Source organism: Elusimicrobiota bacterium (assembly GCA_016180815.1).
Lineage (GTDB): Bacteria > Elusimicrobiota > Elusimicrobia > JACQPE01 > JACQPE01 > JACPAN01.
Window position 1 is genome coordinate 1 of sequence record JACPAN010000023.1, and the last position, 14,090, is coordinate 14,090.

At 57.1% G+C, this 14,090-nt stretch carries 20 protein-coding genes; 6 read left to right on the top strand and 14 right to left on the bottom strand.

What is annotated here, in order from left to right; genetic code table 11:
* The 4 genes from HYT79_11125 to HYT79_11140 all read right to left on the bottom strand — a co-directional run.
* Positions 1-128 (bottom strand): histidine phosphatase family protein (locus tag HYT79_11125; GenBank protein MBI2071139.1); only part of this gene is annotated, 128 nt, incomplete at its 3' end.
* Between the two features lie 2 nt (positions 129-130).
* Complete coding sequence (locus tag HYT79_11130) at positions 131-583, bottom strand: hypothetical protein (protein ID MBI2071140.1); 453 nt, start codon at positions 581-583, stop codon at positions 131-133.
* Positions 580-1,632 (bottom strand): hypothetical protein, encoded by a 1,053-nt coding sequence (locus tag HYT79_11135; protein ID MBI2071141.1) that lies wholly within the window; start codon positions 1,630-1,632, stop codon positions 580-582. Before HYT79_11135 ends, HYT79_11130 begins: the two co-directional genes overlap by 4 nt.
* Positions 1,622-2,305, bottom strand: coding sequence for a hypothetical protein (locus HYT79_11140; GenBank protein ID MBI2071142.1), 684 nt, complete (start codon positions 2,303-2,305; stop codon positions 1,622-1,624). The genes HYT79_11135 and HYT79_11140 overlap by 11 nt, the downstream gene beginning before the upstream one ends.
* Positions 2,306-2,347: 42 nt before the next feature.
* Between HYT79_11140 and HYT79_11145 the strand changes: the two genes are divergently transcribed.
* Complete coding sequence (locus HYT79_11145) at positions 2,348-3,310, top strand: alpha/beta hydrolase (protein MBI2071143.1); 963 nt, start codon at positions 2,348-2,350, stop codon at positions 3,308-3,310.
* On the opposite strand, the gene HYT79_11150 is transcribed toward HYT79_11145, so the two are convergent.
* A complete protein-coding gene (locus HYT79_11150) occupies positions 3,258-4,049 on the bottom strand; it encodes an SDR family oxidoreductase (protein ID MBI2071144.1) in 792 nt (263 codons plus the stop codon). The genes HYT79_11145 and HYT79_11150 overlap by 53 nt on opposite strands.
* Positions 4,050-4,098: 49 nt before the next feature.
* On the opposite strand from HYT79_11150, the gene HYT79_11155 reads away from it, so the two are divergent.
* Positions 4,099-5,382, top strand: coding sequence for a CinA family nicotinamide mononucleotide deamidase-related protein (locus HYT79_11155; protein ID MBI2071145.1), 1,284 nt, complete (start codon positions 4,099-4,101; stop codon positions 5,380-5,382).
* Here HYT79_11155 and HYT79_11160 read toward each other — a convergent pair.
* From HYT79_11160 to rpmH, 9 genes are all read right to left on the bottom strand, one after another.
* On the bottom strand, positions 5,360-5,971 hold the full coding sequence (locus HYT79_11160; protein MBI2071146.1) for a hypothetical protein: 612 nt from the start codon (positions 5,969-5,971) through the stop codon (positions 5,360-5,362). The two genes, HYT79_11155 and HYT79_11160, sit on opposite strands and share 23 nt — an antisense overlap.
* Entirely contained in the window at positions 5,968-7,305 is a 1,338-nt protein-coding gene (locus HYT79_11165) for an MFS transporter (GenBank protein MBI2071147.1), read from the bottom strand. Before HYT79_11165 ends, HYT79_11160 begins: the two co-directional genes overlap by 4 nt.
* Entirely contained in the window at positions 7,265-7,504 is a 240-nt protein-coding gene (locus tag HYT79_11170; GenBank protein MBI2071148.1) for a translation elongation factor-like protein, read from the bottom strand. Before HYT79_11170 ends, HYT79_11165 begins: the two co-directional genes overlap by 41 nt.
* A gap of 255 nt (positions 7,505-7,759) precedes the next feature.
* Entirely contained in the window at positions 7,760-9,088 is a 1,329-nt protein-coding gene (mnmE, locus tag HYT79_11175; GenBank protein ID MBI2071149.1) for a tRNA uridine-5-carboxymethylaminomethyl(34) synthesis GTPase MnmE, read from the bottom strand.
* Positions 9,089-9,147: 59 nt separating this feature from the next.
* Positions 9,148-9,657, bottom strand: a complete 510-nt coding sequence (locus HYT79_11180; protein MBI2071150.1) for a KH domain-containing protein — start codon at positions 9,655-9,657, stop codon at positions 9,148-9,150.
* Between the two features lie 38 nt (positions 9,658-9,695).
* Positions 9,696-11,195 carry a membrane protein insertase YidC gene (yidC, locus tag HYT79_11185; GenBank protein ID MBI2071151.1) on the bottom strand — a complete coding sequence of 500 codons (1,500 nt, stop codon included), beginning with the start codon at positions 11,193-11,195 and terminating at the stop codon, positions 9,696-9,698.
* Entirely contained in the window at positions 11,185-11,376 is a 192-nt protein-coding gene (locus tag HYT79_11190) for a membrane protein insertion efficiency factor YidD (protein MBI2071152.1), read from the bottom strand. The genes yidC and HYT79_11190 overlap by 11 nt, the downstream gene beginning before the upstream one ends.
* Positions 11,377-11,393: 17 nt before the next feature.
* Positions 11,394-11,720, bottom strand: coding sequence for a ribonuclease P protein component (rnpA, locus tag HYT79_11195; protein MBI2071153.1), 327 nt, complete (start codon positions 11,718-11,720; stop codon positions 11,394-11,396).
* An 86-nt stretch (positions 11,721-11,806) separates the two neighbouring features.
* On the bottom strand, positions 11,807-11,944 hold the full coding sequence (rpmH, locus tag HYT79_11200) for a 50S ribosomal protein L34 (GenBank protein MBI2071154.1): 138 nt from the start codon (positions 11,942-11,944) through the stop codon (positions 11,807-11,809).
* Positions 11,945-11,990: 46 nt separating this feature from the next.
* On the opposite strand from rpmH, the gene HYT79_11205 reads away from it, so the two are divergent.
* From HYT79_11205 to HYT79_11220, 4 genes are read left to right on the top strand one after another with little or no spacing between them, the layout of a single operon-like run.
* On the top strand, positions 11,991-12,890 hold the full coding sequence (locus tag HYT79_11205) for an SAM-dependent chlorinase/fluorinase (protein MBI2071155.1): 900 nt from the start codon (positions 11,991-11,993) through the stop codon (positions 12,888-12,890).
* A gap of 33 nt (positions 12,891-12,923) precedes the next feature.
* Positions 12,924-13,205, top strand: a complete 282-nt coding sequence (rpsF, locus tag HYT79_11210; GenBank protein ID MBI2071156.1) for a 30S ribosomal protein S6 — start codon at positions 12,924-12,926, stop codon at positions 13,203-13,205.
* 16 nt (positions 13,206-13,221) lie between these two features.
* The gene (locus tag HYT79_11215; GenBank protein ID MBI2071157.1) at positions 13,222-13,707 is read left to right on the top strand and encodes a single-stranded DNA-binding protein; all 486 of its coding nucleotides are present in this window, start codon (positions 13,222-13,224) and stop codon (positions 13,705-13,707) included.
* Positions 13,708-13,711: 4 nt separating this feature from the next.
* The gene (locus HYT79_11220) at positions 13,712-14,083 is read left to right on the top strand and encodes a 30S ribosomal protein S18 (GenBank protein MBI2071158.1); all 372 of its coding nucleotides are present in this window, start codon (positions 13,712-13,714) and stop codon (positions 14,081-14,083) included.
* Positions 14,084-14,090 lie beyond the last annotated feature (7 nt).

A 14,090-nucleotide genomic window follows, 5' to 3' on the forward strand; every position in this document is an offset into this window, starting at 1 on the left:
TTTAGAGCCTTGGCCAATCGGGTGATATCTTGCCGGCCGGAAGCGGACAGCGGCCGTTCGGCATCCGAATCCACCCCCGCCTCAGCAGCCGAGGGGGACTGGCCGTGGCGGATAATATAGACGCGCATGATTAAAGGCAGGGGAAAATACGCGCAAAAATCAGGCCCGCCTGCTCCAGAATCATGCCGAAGGCGAACCAGGACGGCCAATAATCGAGCCGGATATAGCCTTTAACGGACCATTTTGTTTTTCCGTAATCCCAGGGGCAAAAGCCTATGGTTTGATCCAAAAGCCAGCCCCAAAAAAATTCGATGCCGAAAATGCCCGCGGTGTAGATCAGGCCCCTGAGCGGCCAGGTCAGGTCCGCGACGCCCGCCCATGATTGCACGGCCGGATGAAAACCGACGGCCGCGCTCAAGCCGTAAACCACGGGCGTCCAGAGCCAGGTTTCACAGGAGAGGTGCCAGTCGACCGGTTTTTTAGACTTCACGCTGCCTAAAATTTTTTTGACGCCCGTGAATACGGATTCCGAGGAAAACCCGATCATGCTGAAGAAAATCCAGGAATAAAGAAAATAGTTCATCCCTGATCCCAGCGAAGCAGCAAACCCTCGATGCCCAAGCCCGGTCCCATGGCCGCCAACAGCGCCAAATCGCCTGTTTTAGGCTCTTTTGATTCCATCACGTTTTTTAAAACCACGAGGGAGGTGGCCGAAGCCAAATTGCCATGATGGCGAAAGACGTCGCGCGTGAAGCGAAGCTCGGTGTTATGAAAGTCCATCAAGGATTCGATGTGATCCAGGATTTTCGGGCCGGCTGGGTGGATCATCCAAAATTTGACGGATTTTATTTTGGGGCCGATCGAGCGCCGGGCGAATTGTTGGAAGAGCCGCCCCATCAAGGAGCGGATTTCCTTCGATAACGCGAAGCGCCTGGGGTTGGAGGTGAAGTCAAAGCGCATGAATCTGCCGTACTGCGGGGCCACAAGCGAGAAGCCCTTGAGAATTTCAAAGCCGGGCTTCGATGAATCTTTTGGGTGATTGGAGATCAGCACCGAGGCCGCCCCGTCCGCGAATAGGGCCTCGCCCACGGCGTCGCTTAAATTGCCGCCCGGCACGCGGCAGGCTGAGCAGATTTCAGAAGCCGTGATCAGGGCGCGCCCGCCGGGGTGAGCCAATAGATGATCCCAAGCGCGCTTGACGGCCAAAACCCCGGCGGCTGATCCGATATCGCTGATATGCAGGCGTTCGACGCCCGTTTTTAAATTCAAGCCGCCGATCAAGGCCGTGTCAAGCGCCGGGCAAGCGCTGACCGTCGAGGTTGTCGTGGCCAGAAAATCGATCAAGCGCGCGTCAAGCCCCGTTGTTTTCAGCGCGGCCTTGGCCGAACGTTCGGCCAAGGCGGTCAACCCTTTTAAGCCCCGGCGATAGGCGTCCGGCGCCGATTCGTTGCGCGGGTTGAAATTTTTGGGCCAGAACAGCGCGCGTTGTTTGATGCCGCTTGATTCAAAAAAAGAACGGCGTAAACCGTCGTTGTAGCCGAGTTTGAGCGCAATATCTTTTTGAAGGAAACGATTGTCAGGGAAAGCCGCGACGCTCGCTAGAATTTTGACCGGGATGTTTTTATTGTTCAAGCCGGCGGTTGCGTTGAATCAGATCAAAAAAGCGGTCTTCATATTCTTCAAAAATATCGTTTTGTTTGAGGAACTCGGCCAACAAGCTCACGTTCTCGGCGGAACGTTCGGCTTTATTGAAAAGAAGCTCCAATTGATTTTTCAGGCGCTTCTCCGGATTGAAAAGCCCGCGTTCTTCTAGTTCCATGATATTGCCGGCGAAGGACGCGGCCGACATTTCTAGGGTGAATTTCATGAGGGAAATCCCCCAATAGGCGTCCGGTCCGCGCAAAACAGCGCAGCGGTTTTCATCGTTTAAGGAATCGAGGATTTCTTGATAGGCGTCATGGAACGGCCGTTCGGCGTCTCGCGAAGGTCCGGGCTCATGGCGGAATTTGTACCCCAGGGCCCGCAGCCGGTCGCCGAAATGCCGGAACAGCTCCTCGGCGAATTCGCGGGCTTGCGGCTCGAATCCTTGGAATGTTTGGCGCAGATCATTCGGCAAAATAATGGCCGGCCGTTCGGCGAACACCACGCCGGATCGGATGCGCGTGCTGCGTTCACTCAAGGCCGACAGACAGCAATAAGCGATATTGGTCGGGCCAAAGGTGGCCAGCGGGCGTTTGGGCATTTTCAGCACTTCGGTCGCATCCATAATGCGGCGCCATTTGGCCGTCTTCGAGGAGTTATTCATAGCTTTATTATACCCCGGCCGGCTTATTGGCATACTGTCGGTATGCTGGGGAAGCCTTCTGTTTTTCTGTTGATTTTAAGCGCTCTTTTATTGGGGGCATGTTTTCAATCCGATCCCCCGGTTCTCAACCGGCCTCAGCGCGCGGGGGCGACTCCTTACGTTCAAAAAGACATTGTCGTCGATGGGATGCGCTTGCGTTATGTCGATGAGGGTTCGGGTTTTCCGCTGGTGTTGATCCCCGGTCACTCATCAAGAGTCGAGGAATACGATGCGCTGATTCGATATTTGCTGCCCAAGGGGGGTTGGCGCATCATCACGTTGGATTTTCCAGGTTCCGGATACTCGGATAAGCCCGATCGCGAATATTCGTTGGCCTTTTATGAAGACACGTTCCTGCACTTCCTTGACGCGCTCGGCATCGCGCATTGCCATTTGGCCGGCGGCAGTTTGGGCGGGCATTTAACGCTGCGTTTGGGCGCGCGCGATCCGGAGCGTTTTAGGCGGCTGATCGCGTTTTCTCCGGCCGGAGCTTGGGCGGCCCGTCCTTGGCTGGCTTGGGCTACCAGACTGATCGCAGGACGCCCGTTGTTTTGGCCCACGGTCAAAATCCAGTCGCGTTTTTGGTACAGCAAGCATTTTTCCGGCAGCAAGCAGGCGCTTGAGGAGACATTCGAACGTTATTTCCCGGAAGTTTTGTCGCGCGGCTTTCTGCGCATGTATTGGGGCATGGCCGCGGATCAAATCGGCCATTCCTTGTTTCCGATCGCCCCGGCCATTTCCCAGCCGACGTTGTTGATTTCGGCGGATGAGGACCCTACTCCGGGTATGGTCGCGGGCGTGCGCCGTCTCAAAGAGCTGATTCCCAATTCTCAGCTGATTGAATTGACGGGCGTGGGCCATGCGGTGGCGACCGAGCGGACTCAAGAGTTGGCCCGGCTAATCGAGGCTTTTCTTAAAGAAGACCCCGGTAAAGCCCGCCGTCGACCTGAAGCACGGCCCCGGTAATAAAACTCGCGCGTTCCGAGGCCAAAAAAGCGATCACGGATCCGAGCTCTTCGGGACGGCCGATGCGCCCCAGCGGAATTTCCGAAGCCATGCGCTCGGCTTCCTCAGCCCGCCTTCTCCCGGATTGTTTTCGCCGCCGCTCGATTAATTCTTCGAGACGGCCGGTCAGAAAAAGCCCGGGGCACAACGCATTGACCAAAATGCCGTGAGGGGCGAGTTCCGTGGCCGTGGTTTTGGCGAATCCGGCGGCGCCGGCGCGCATGGTGTTGGAGAGGATCAGCCCATCGATGGGCTGCTTGACGCTGATGGAGAGGATGTGGATGATGCGCCCCCAGCGTTTTTTCATCATGACCGGGGCCACGGCCCGCGTCCAGTCCACGGCGACCATCAGGGTCGAAGAGACCGCCTTGGGCCATTCCCGATCCGGCAATTCGAGGCTTTTGCCGGGGACGGGTCCCCCTGAATTAGTCACCAAAATATCGATGCCGCCGTAGCGCTTGAGAATTTTACCGATCATGCGTTCGCGGGCGCGCTTGTTTTCTACGTCCATGGCTTCGGCCAGCACGGGGGCTCCGGTTATTCGTTTGATTTCTTTGGCTGCGGCGTTCAAGGTTTTAGGGTCGCGGCCACAGACGGCCAGGCGGCAGCCTTCGTTCGCCAAAGCCATGGCCGCGGCCTTGCCTAAGCCTTTGGAGGAGGCCAGCACCAGGGCGACTTTGTTTTTGAGTCCTAAATCCATGACTAGATTATTCTAAAAAGGAGAAGTGCGTTTTGTCATAATGGACGCCATGCCAGCATCGGTTATGGACGCGGAAGCCATTCATGTCGGCACCGAACTGTTGACGTTCCGGCACAACACGCATACCGCGTTTTTGTCGCGCGCGTTGGCGCCTTTGGGTTTTCGCATGGCGCGCGCCGCTTTGGTGGCGGACAATGAAGGTGAGATCGCGCAAGCCATATCCGCGGCGTTGGAGCGTTCATCCTTGGTGATCGTTACCGGCGGGTTGGGCCCGACTTTCGATGATGTCAGCCGTGAAGCCGCGGCGCGTGCGTTGGGCCGGACGCTCAATCCTGCCCCCGAGTTGCTCGCAAAAATTAAGGCGCGCTTCGACAAGGTTAAGCTCGCCATGCCCTCCAGCAACGAGCGCCAAGCATTGGTTTTGGACGGCGCCTCGGTTCTGGATAATGAAGCCGGAACGGCTCCGGGGCAGTATTTAGATTTGGGCGAGCGGGTCCTTCTTCTTTTGCCCGGCCCTTCCAAGGAATTGGAAAGCGCGCTCAACGTCGCTTTGCCGTTGCTGCGCGGAAAATTTTCCGGCGATGGTATCGTCGTTAAATCTTTTCAAGTCGTTGGCTTCACGGAATCACGCGTTGAGGAGATGGCCAAGCCGCTGTTGGCGGCTTGGCCTAAGGACGGCGTCGAGCCGACGATCCTTGCCTCCTCTTATATCATCGATCTTATTTTTCAGGCTCGCGGACTTGAGTCCGGCGCTTTGTTGGACAAAATTACGCAGGAGATGCGAAAAATTTTCGGGGACGACTTATTGGGGGAAAACGGGATCACGCTTGAGGAACAAGTCGGCCGGATGCTCGCGGCCGCGGGCGCTAAATTGGCGGTGGCTGAATCCTGCACCGGAGGCATGATCGCGGACCGGCTGACCGATATCCCCGGAAGCTCCGCTTATTTAACGGACGCGGTCGTGGCTTATTCCAACGAGGCCAAGACAAGATTTTTGGGGGTTTCCCCGGAAATCTTGCGCACGCAGGGCGCGGTCAGTGAATCCGCGGTCCGGCAAATGGCCGAAGGGCTTCTGATGCGCTCCAACGCCCAGTGGTCCGTGGCGGTCACCGGGATTTGCGGGCCGTCGGGAGGCACGCCGGAGAAACCGGTGGGCATGGCCTGGTTTGCGGTGGGCCATAAAGGCGCGGCGACCGAATCCGTCTGCCGGACGTTCTCCGGGGACCGCCTGAGGCTGAAGGAAAAAATGGCCTGCTACGCGTTGGATTTGTTGCGGCGTGAGCTGCTGAAAAAGCAGACGGCTGTTGCCGCTAAACAAACAGCAAAACCTTAAGGATATCCCCCGGCAGAATTTCAGCCAGGTAAAGCCCGAACAACAGGCACACAATCCCTAAGGACGACACCAACAGGCACACAAACACCCGGGGCGCCGTGCTTCGACCCAATGTTTTGATGCCGGCGATGGTGAAGATAAAACCTGCCAGGGAAAAAATAAATTCCGCGATTTTATAAAGCTCGGCGGACATCAATATGCACGCGGCCGCCAGGACGGCGAAGAGGATCAGGTACCAGACATGCGAGGCGAACAGCACCAGAAGAGTCTGGGGCAAGGTGATTTTAAACTTGCCCTCAAGAAAGCGCAGCAGAAGCCAGATCATGGCGCCGACTAAAACCGTCAGGCCCGCCCCCGCCGCGCCCATGGCCAGCCAGAATAAAATTGAATGGCTGCCGACTTCGGCGCTGAAGCCGTCTTTAGGGAAACCTTCGGGTTTCCATGTGTAAAAAATGCTGGCGGCAATGATGGAAGCGCCGTAAATGCCCAGGCAAAATCGCCAAATCGCGGGCGACGGCTTCTCCAGCCGTTTGAAAAATGCCCGGGGAGATTTAATCAGTTGCCAGAACAGGGACGCGGTTTCTCTCATGCCGGCGTTTCCTCCATGATCTTGCGTCCAGGCTCCCGGACGCCGACAAGCAGAGCCTGGCCCAGCGCGAAAAAGATCAGCATCGATAGAATGCCGATCCTGGGACTGCCCGTTAATTGGCGGCTTAAACCGTAGGTCAACGGCCCTAGCGTGGCCGAGACTTTGCTTGAGAGATTGAGGAAGCCGTAAAATTCGGCCTCCGATCCTTGAGGGATCAGTTTGCCGAACAGGCTTCTTGAGAGCGATTGACTGCCGCCTAAAACAACGGCGATGGCGGCGCTGGCCATCCAGAATTCCGTTTTTGTCTGCATGATGACGGCCCACCCCAGGACGATGGCCCAAAGGGTCAACGACAACTGCAGCGCTTTTTTATTGCCCCATCTGTCGCCCAGCCGGCCGAAGCCCAGCGCGCCGAAAAAAGCCACGAATTGAATCATCAGAAAGCAGCCCACGATTTCACCTTGGCCCATGCTCAAAATTTCGCTCGCGAAAACCCCGGCCATGACGATTGCGGTTTCAATGCCGTCGTTATAGAGAAGATAGGCGATCAAATAGCGGAAGAGGTTCTTATTGGCGGTGCGCGCCGTGGCCAGACTTTTTTTGACGCCGGTCAGGGCGGCCGCCCACGCGGCCCGGCCGAGGAGGGCGTTGCCATGCCTGCGTTCCGGGACCCAGAATAAAATAGGCAGGGTAAAGACAATCCACCAAATACCGCACATCGCAAAGGTCAGGCGCACCGGCCAATGCGCGTCCGTGGGTAGACCCAGGGCGCCGGGTTTCTCGATCATCAGGAGATTGACGGCCAGGCATAACCCGCTGCCGATATAACCCAGGGCCCAGCCCAACCCGGAAATTCGGCCGATGGTTTCCTCCGTAGAGAGGTCATTCAAGAAGGCATTATAGAAGGCCAGCGAACAGGAAAAGCTCAAGCTGGCGACAAAGTAGAGCGCGGAGGACAATAGAAGCGTTCCCTCTTGGCTCCAGGTCAGGCCGATCGTGGCTGCACCGCCCAGGATGGCGAAACAGGCCAGGAGCGGTTTGCGGACCTGGCGTTTATCCGCGAAGGCGCCTAGGACGGGTGAACAAACGGCTGAAGCGAGCGTGGCCGCAGCCACCAGGTATCCCCACAGCGTGTCTCCGGGAAAACCGGCGTCCTGGGCCACCACTTTGGCGTAGTAGACGTTGAAGACCACGGAAACGACCGTGGTTGAGAAAGGGCTGTTGGCAAAATCATAAAAAGCCCAGGCCCAAGTTGCGCGACTATGATGAGGGCGCGCGCTCGCCGGCGGCCGGTTAGATTTTATAGACCCGGTCACCCTTTCGGCAACGGTCATTGACCTTGATGCCGACGCCTTCTCCGGCATTGGCCGAAGCCACAGGTTTGTGATCGATCTGCAAGCTTTCTATTTTTTGAACGAGATCGGTGGTGTGCCCTTTGATCCTGATCGTGTCGCCGACCGTCAGGGCCGCTTTCAGCGTCAGGGCCGCGACCTGAACATGCGCGAAATAATCCTCGACTTTGCCCAGGAGAATCCCTTGAACGACCTCGGCCGGAGGTTTTTGAGGGGTTTTTTTGGCGGCTTTGCCCGGCGCGGCAGGCTTGGCTTTTTTGGTTGTTGTTTTACGGGCGCTGGTCGCCTTTGCGGCCGGCCGTTTGATTTTTTTAGGCGATTTTTTCGCCGTTTTTTTCTTGGTTTTCTTTTTCGGCATGATGCGTGTCCTCCTTCGCAGAGCTCCGGAGGACGCCGGCCCGTCAAGAGACGGGACCCCTGCAGTCCTCCCTCCGGTCTATTTTCCTATGCAAAATTTAGAAAATATTTGAGCCAAAATTTCTTCGGCCACATCGCCGGCGCCTAAAATAGCGTGCGTATCGGCGAGGGCATGGCGCAGGTCCAGGCTCGCCAATTCAAACTCCTCCCGCTTGATGCGCTCGATCGCTTTGGCCGCGTCTTCGTGGGCGCATTGAAGCAATTGGGCCTGGCGCTCTTCGGTGACCAACGCCTCTCCTTCTTTGGGCTGCGCCGATTCCGTCAATGAGGCGAGGCCGAGCCTGAGCTCGTTCAAACCGTCGCCGTGAAGCGCCGAGATCGCGGCGCTGCCCTGCGCTTGTTCGTGGGCGTTGCCGTGCCCGGGATTGAAACCCGGTTTGTCTTTTTTATTCCAGATGATGAAAAACGGTTTGTGTTCCTCATTGATGGCGCGTTCCAGCGTTTTTTCCTGCTCATCGTCGGGCGCCGAGCAGCCGTCTTTGATCCAGAGCAGGCCGTCCGCCCGGCGGATGGCCCGGCGCGTGCGCTCCAGGCCCATGGCTTCGATGCTTCCTTGAGCCTTGCGCCAGCCTGCGGTGTCGATCAAGCGCACCAGATGGCCGTTGATTTGCAGAGCTTCTTCCACGGTATCGCGCGTGGTCCCCGGCTCCGGAGAAACGATGGAACGGTCGTCGGCCAACAGGGCGTTAAACAGCGTTGATTTGCCGGCATTCGGCGAGCCGACTAAAGCCAGGGTCAGGCCTTCCTTGATTTTTCGGGCGCCGAGAAAACCGTTGATGAGCCCGTTCATTGCGCATTTGGCTTTTTCCACGTCCGCGGCCAATCGTTGCGGATTGACGCCGGCCGCAATATCCGTTTCTTCCGGATGATCGATCAATGCCTCGACGACGGCTAACGCCGAGGCCAGGGCGTCGGCCAGGGAGCGGATGCGCGCGCTCAAGACCCCGGAGACGATCTGCGCGTGCAGGCGGCTGGCGCGTTCCGAGGAGGCGCGGATCAATTGGCACACCGCTTCAGCCTGGACCAAATCGATTTTGCCGTTGATAAACGCTTGCTGGGTGAATTCCCCGGGCAGGGCCTCGCGCGCGCCGTGCGCCAGGGACAGGGCCAGAATTTTTTTCAAAATGATCGGCGAACCATGGCTGATGATTTCCACCATATGTTCGCCGGTGTAGCTTTTGGGCGCCGCGTATTTGACGGCGATCACCCAATCAATGAGCGACGGCGCGTCTTGCGCATCTTGAATTTTGCCGAACAGGGCTTGGCGGGGCTGGGCGTCTTCAATCCCGGGATTGCTTTGAAAAAACCGTCCGGCGACGGCAAAGGCATCGGGGCCGCTTAAACGCACGATCCCCAGGGCGCCGACGCCCGGCGGGGTGGCGATGGCGGCGATGGTTTCCAGGCCCGTTACCGGCGGTATCCGCCGCCTTTCTTTTGGATGATGATTCTTTTCCAGGTGCCTTCGCCTTCGGAAACGGTTTCGACTTGGGGGTCGTTTTGCATGGCCTTGTGCAGGAAGCGCCGCAGCATCGGGTGCATGGGTTCGAGCCTGACCGGCCGGCCCGTGCGCATGGCGTCATCCGCGGCGCGCTTGGCGGCTTCCAGCGCTTTGACCTCGATTTTGGTCCAGTATTTTCCGATGTCGAGATAAATATCGACGCGTTGTCCAGTGGCCCGGCTGGCCACCGCCTCGATGATTTCCTTTAGGGCTTCGAGCATGCGGCCTTCTTTGCCGATCAAAAACCCGTTGTCTTGCCCGGCTTCGATATTGACGTAGATGCGCTCCTGCGAATCCTGCCATTCGACGTTTAATTCCGTGACTACAGCGCTCATGGCGTCGAAGAGCCGCCGGGTGACGTCCTCGATTTTTTTCAGCGTTTCTTCATTCATCGTTTTTATCTGAATTTGTTCATCCACGGATTGAACCTCCCCCGATAATGGTTTCAAATTGTCATTCAAGAAATTTTGTCCAAAATTTTCGGCAGGGCTACCGTCAAGCCCAGGCTGATCACGTTGCTGGTCAGCCAATAAAGAACCAGGCCGGAGGGAAAACGCAGGAACATAAAGGTGAACATCACCGGCATCACGTAGAGAAAGATTTTTTGGGACGGATCCGTGGAAACGGCTTGGGTGCGTTTTGATTGAACGAACATCGCCAAGCCCATTAAAATCGGCAGGATGTAGGTCGGATCATGAGCCGCCAGATTTTTGATCCACAGAATGAAATCAGCGCCGTAAAGCTCGTAGCTGTCGTTCAACGCTCCGTAAAGCGCGATAAAAATAGGCATTTGCAGCAGCATGACCAAGCATCCGCCCAAGGGGTTGGTGCCGTGCGAGCGGTAAAGCTGCATCGTCTCCGCGTTCATTTTTTGGGGGTCGTTTTTAAATTTTTGCTGAAGCTGTTGGATTTTCGGCGCGAGTTCCTTCATTTTGCTGGAAAATTTTAAATTTTTGACGGTAAAGGGCAGCAGCAAAACTTGAAAGGCGATGGTCAGGAGAATGATCGCAAAGCCGTAATTGCCGGTGATTCTGTAGAAAACGGCCAACGTTTCGCGGATGATTTTTTTAAGAGGGCCCAGCAGCCCGCCGTAAAGCATGTTTTTAAGATCGAGAGCGCTCATGGCGTGTTCGGTTTTAACACCGACATAAAAGGGGATTTCAACCGTCTGGCCGCCGGCCAGCGTTAGGACCGTTTGCCAATGGCCGTTGGGTTTGTCGACAACGGCCGAAACCGTCCGGCCCCATGTTCCCAGCTTACGGATCAAGGCCAAATGATAGCGCCCAGCCAAACCCAGGGCGTCCAATGGCAGCTCTCCTTCGAGAGCCGCGGCCACGGTGCGCTCTTTTTTCTTGGGGTAGTTCACCACCAGCGATTTTTTCCCCAGGTAACCGGCGAACAGTTGCTGTTGTTGATTCCGTGCATGCTCAAAGCCCGCGCTTAAGCCGACGTTCACTTGAACCGCGGTTTTTTTGTCGCCTTGGAAGCGAAGCCGCATCATCCCGAAGCCGGGCTGCCCGGTGGTGAATTCGTACTCCTTAATAAGCAGGCCGCCGGGCACGGGCAATTCAAGCCGAAGGGTTTCCGGATCAGGTTGCAATGTCCAGGATGAATCAGGCGCCGCAGGCACGCTTGTTTCCAAAAAAGCGCTGCCTGGCGCGAGCACCGTTTCCCCGGCGGTTTCTCCGATTTTGGGCAGACGCAATTCAGCAATCGCCGCTCCATGCGCTAAATTGATTTTTCCAGCCTCGCCCCAGGCTACAAAGCTGATATTGTCGATGCGGGGGGTTGCCTGCGTTTGAGCCGCGGCCGGGGTTTGAGCGGCTTGAGGCGCCTGGCTTGGGCGCGCCTGAGCCGGGAAGAATTTGGGCACCAGCGCGGACCATAGGAAATAAAAACCAAAGGCCAGGGCCGCGGCCAGGATGATGTTTTTTTTCGGAAGTCCTTCAGGTTCCATAAGATTTTGAAAACGGATGGCAGGCGGACAAACGTTTGAGGCCTAAACGTATCCCGTGGACCGGCCCATGCTCTTGAATCGCCCGCAACATGTAATCCGAGCAGCTAAGCGGGTACCGGCAGGCCGCAGGCAAAAGCCCCCGGCCTAACATCTGATAGGCCATGACCAGGGCTTGGGCCATGAGGCCGAGCAAACCCATTAATCCAATAGGCGGCGTTTTTTGAGTCCTGATATCAACCATTCCTGTGCCTCTTTAAGTTTCGTCCGTTTTAAATCGATTCCTTTCTGAACGCTGATCAAAATATCCCAGGGCTTGCCCTTGGGCGCTTGCCGCCAGGCTTCGCGAAACAGCCTGCGCAAGCGGTTTCGGTCCACGGCTTTGCGATAGGCCTTGCGGGAGATCAGTATCCCCATGGCCGGCCGTCCCTCCGCGCGAGGCTGGGCGAAAAACCGTAGCGGCCCATGCCCCCATTTCAGGCCGCGATCAAGCAAAATCCCGATTTTACGCTTCGTGCCTAGTTTCACGAGGCCGCTCTCATTGAGCCGATGCGGTCGTCGTTGTTAACCTTGCGCCCGATGGAATGACAATCAATCCGGGCGGCCCGCCCGTTTCAGGCGAGGGTTATGCGGCGGCGTCCTTTGGCCCGGCGCCGGCTTAATACGCGGCGGCCGCCTTTTGTTTTCATGCGCGCGCGAAAACCGATTCTCTTTTTGCGTTTCCTGACATTCGGTCGAAAAGTAGGTAACATTGAATACTATTATAGATATTCGGAGGGCTCGCTTGCTATCTCTACTGTGAGACATATCGCTTTTATGTTGGCGGCGGCTTTGCTGGCCGGCTGCCAAGCCGGAGAACGTTTGTCCGCGCTCAAACCGCCGCCGGTTCCTACCGTTGTTTTTATTTCCGATTTCGGCCTTAAGGATGATTCCGTGGCCGTGTGCAAGGCGGTGATGTTTGCCGTTGAACCCCGCCTGCGCATCGTCGACTTGACGCATGACGTGACGCCTTACGATATCGAAGGCGCCGGCCGGTTGATCGCTTCCTCCGCCGGCTATTTCCCGCCCGGGACCGTTTTCACGGCGGTCATTGATCCGGGTGTGGGCAGCCGGCGCCGGGCCGTGGCCTTGCGCACCAAGAAAGGGCGTTTTTATGTCGGCCCGGACAATGGGCTCTTCACCAGGGTTTTGATGGAGGAGGGTTTGCAGGAGGCGCGCGCGCTGGAGAATCCCGCCTACTATATTCAGGGAGCTTCGATTTCATCCACATTCCATGGGCGGGATATTTTTTCTCCGGTGTCCGCGCACTTGGCGCGGGGGGAACCGCTGGCGGCTTTAGGTCCGGTCGCGGCCGAGTTGATCCGTCTGCCCTATCAACCTGCGGCGAAGGACAGCGGCCGCCTCAAGGGCCAGGTGGAATTTATCGAGGAGCCTTACGGCAATATCATCACGAATATCCCGGCGGCCTTGCTGGCCGAGGCCATGATGCAAAAAGGCGAAGATCTGTTGGTTAAGATCGGGGACAAGAAATTCGATCTTCCTTATTTAACTACCTTCAGCGACGTCGGCGTCGGGCGCCCCTTGGCGGTGATTTCGAGCCGCGGGTATCTTTGCCTGGCCGTTAATCAGGGCCATTTCGGGCGCCGGTATCAAATAGCGCCCGGCGCGCCGGTTGAGATCGCCAAAAAGGCGCGGTAACGGACGTTTGAATTTGAGGTATAATCGACCGGTATGACGACGTACGAAACGCTTGTTTTAGTCGATCCTGTTTTAAGCGACGACGAGTTGACCAAGCTGATGAATCAGCTCGGAAAAATCGCCGCGGAGCGCCACGGCAAAATCGTCAAAGAAGACAGAATGGGCCGGCGCCGATTGGCTTACCCGGTTCGCAAAAAGGCCGAGGGAAATTACGTTTGCCTGCATCTCGAGCTCCCTTCCCAAGAATTGGGGGAGTGGCAGCGTCAGCTGCGGCTTCATCCGAATATTCTGAGGCAATTGACTTGCCTGCCGTGAGAAATAAGGAGGTCGCATGACATCGGGAATCAGGTTGCCGGAAATTAATCTTGTCGTATTGTCCGGGCGTTTGACCAGGGACCCGGAATTGCGTTTTATTCCGTCCGGCCGTCCGGTCGGACGCATCAGCATTGCCGTCAATCGCCGGTTTTTCAATAAAACCAGCAATGAGTGGCAGGATGAAACAGCTTTTGTCGATATTAATGTTTGGGGCGATGCCGCTCAACGGGTCAAAGACCGATTGAGAAAGGGTTCTCCCGTTCTTGTCGAGGGGCGTTTGCGGTTCCGCCAGTGGGAAGCCAAAGACGGAACCAAGCGAAGTTCGCTGGAAGTCGAGGCGCGACGCGTCCAATTTCTGGAGACCGCTCCTTCGGCTGCAGCCGGCCAAGCAGCGGCCGCAGAGACGGCCGCCGACGCCGCGGCTGACTCCGAATCCGTGCCCGCGACTTACGGCGCCGCCGACGCCGATGCGACAAGCGACCTAGAGGAAGTGGCGCTCTAGATTTATGGCAGAAGAGACGAGTCCGACAGCAACAACAGGAACAGCCGTCGGCGCCGAGGGGCCTAAGCCTCCGATCCGGGGTCCGTCCTCGGGTTTTCGCGGGCCCGGCGGGCCGCGTCCGGGAGGTCCTGGGCCGTTTCGTCGCGGAAGATTTTCCGGCGGCCGCGACGCGCGGCCGCGCAAGGCCTGCCGTTTCTGCGTCGAGCGTAAAGATACTCTCGATTATAAAGACATTGTTTTTTTGAGGAGTTTCACGACCGAACGGGGAAAAATTCTTTCCGGGCGCACCACCGGCACTTGCGCCTGGCATCAGCGCAAAGTTCGTACGGCCGTTAAGAGGGCCCGGCTGATCGCGCTCATGCCTTTTGCCGTCTAAAGCGTTT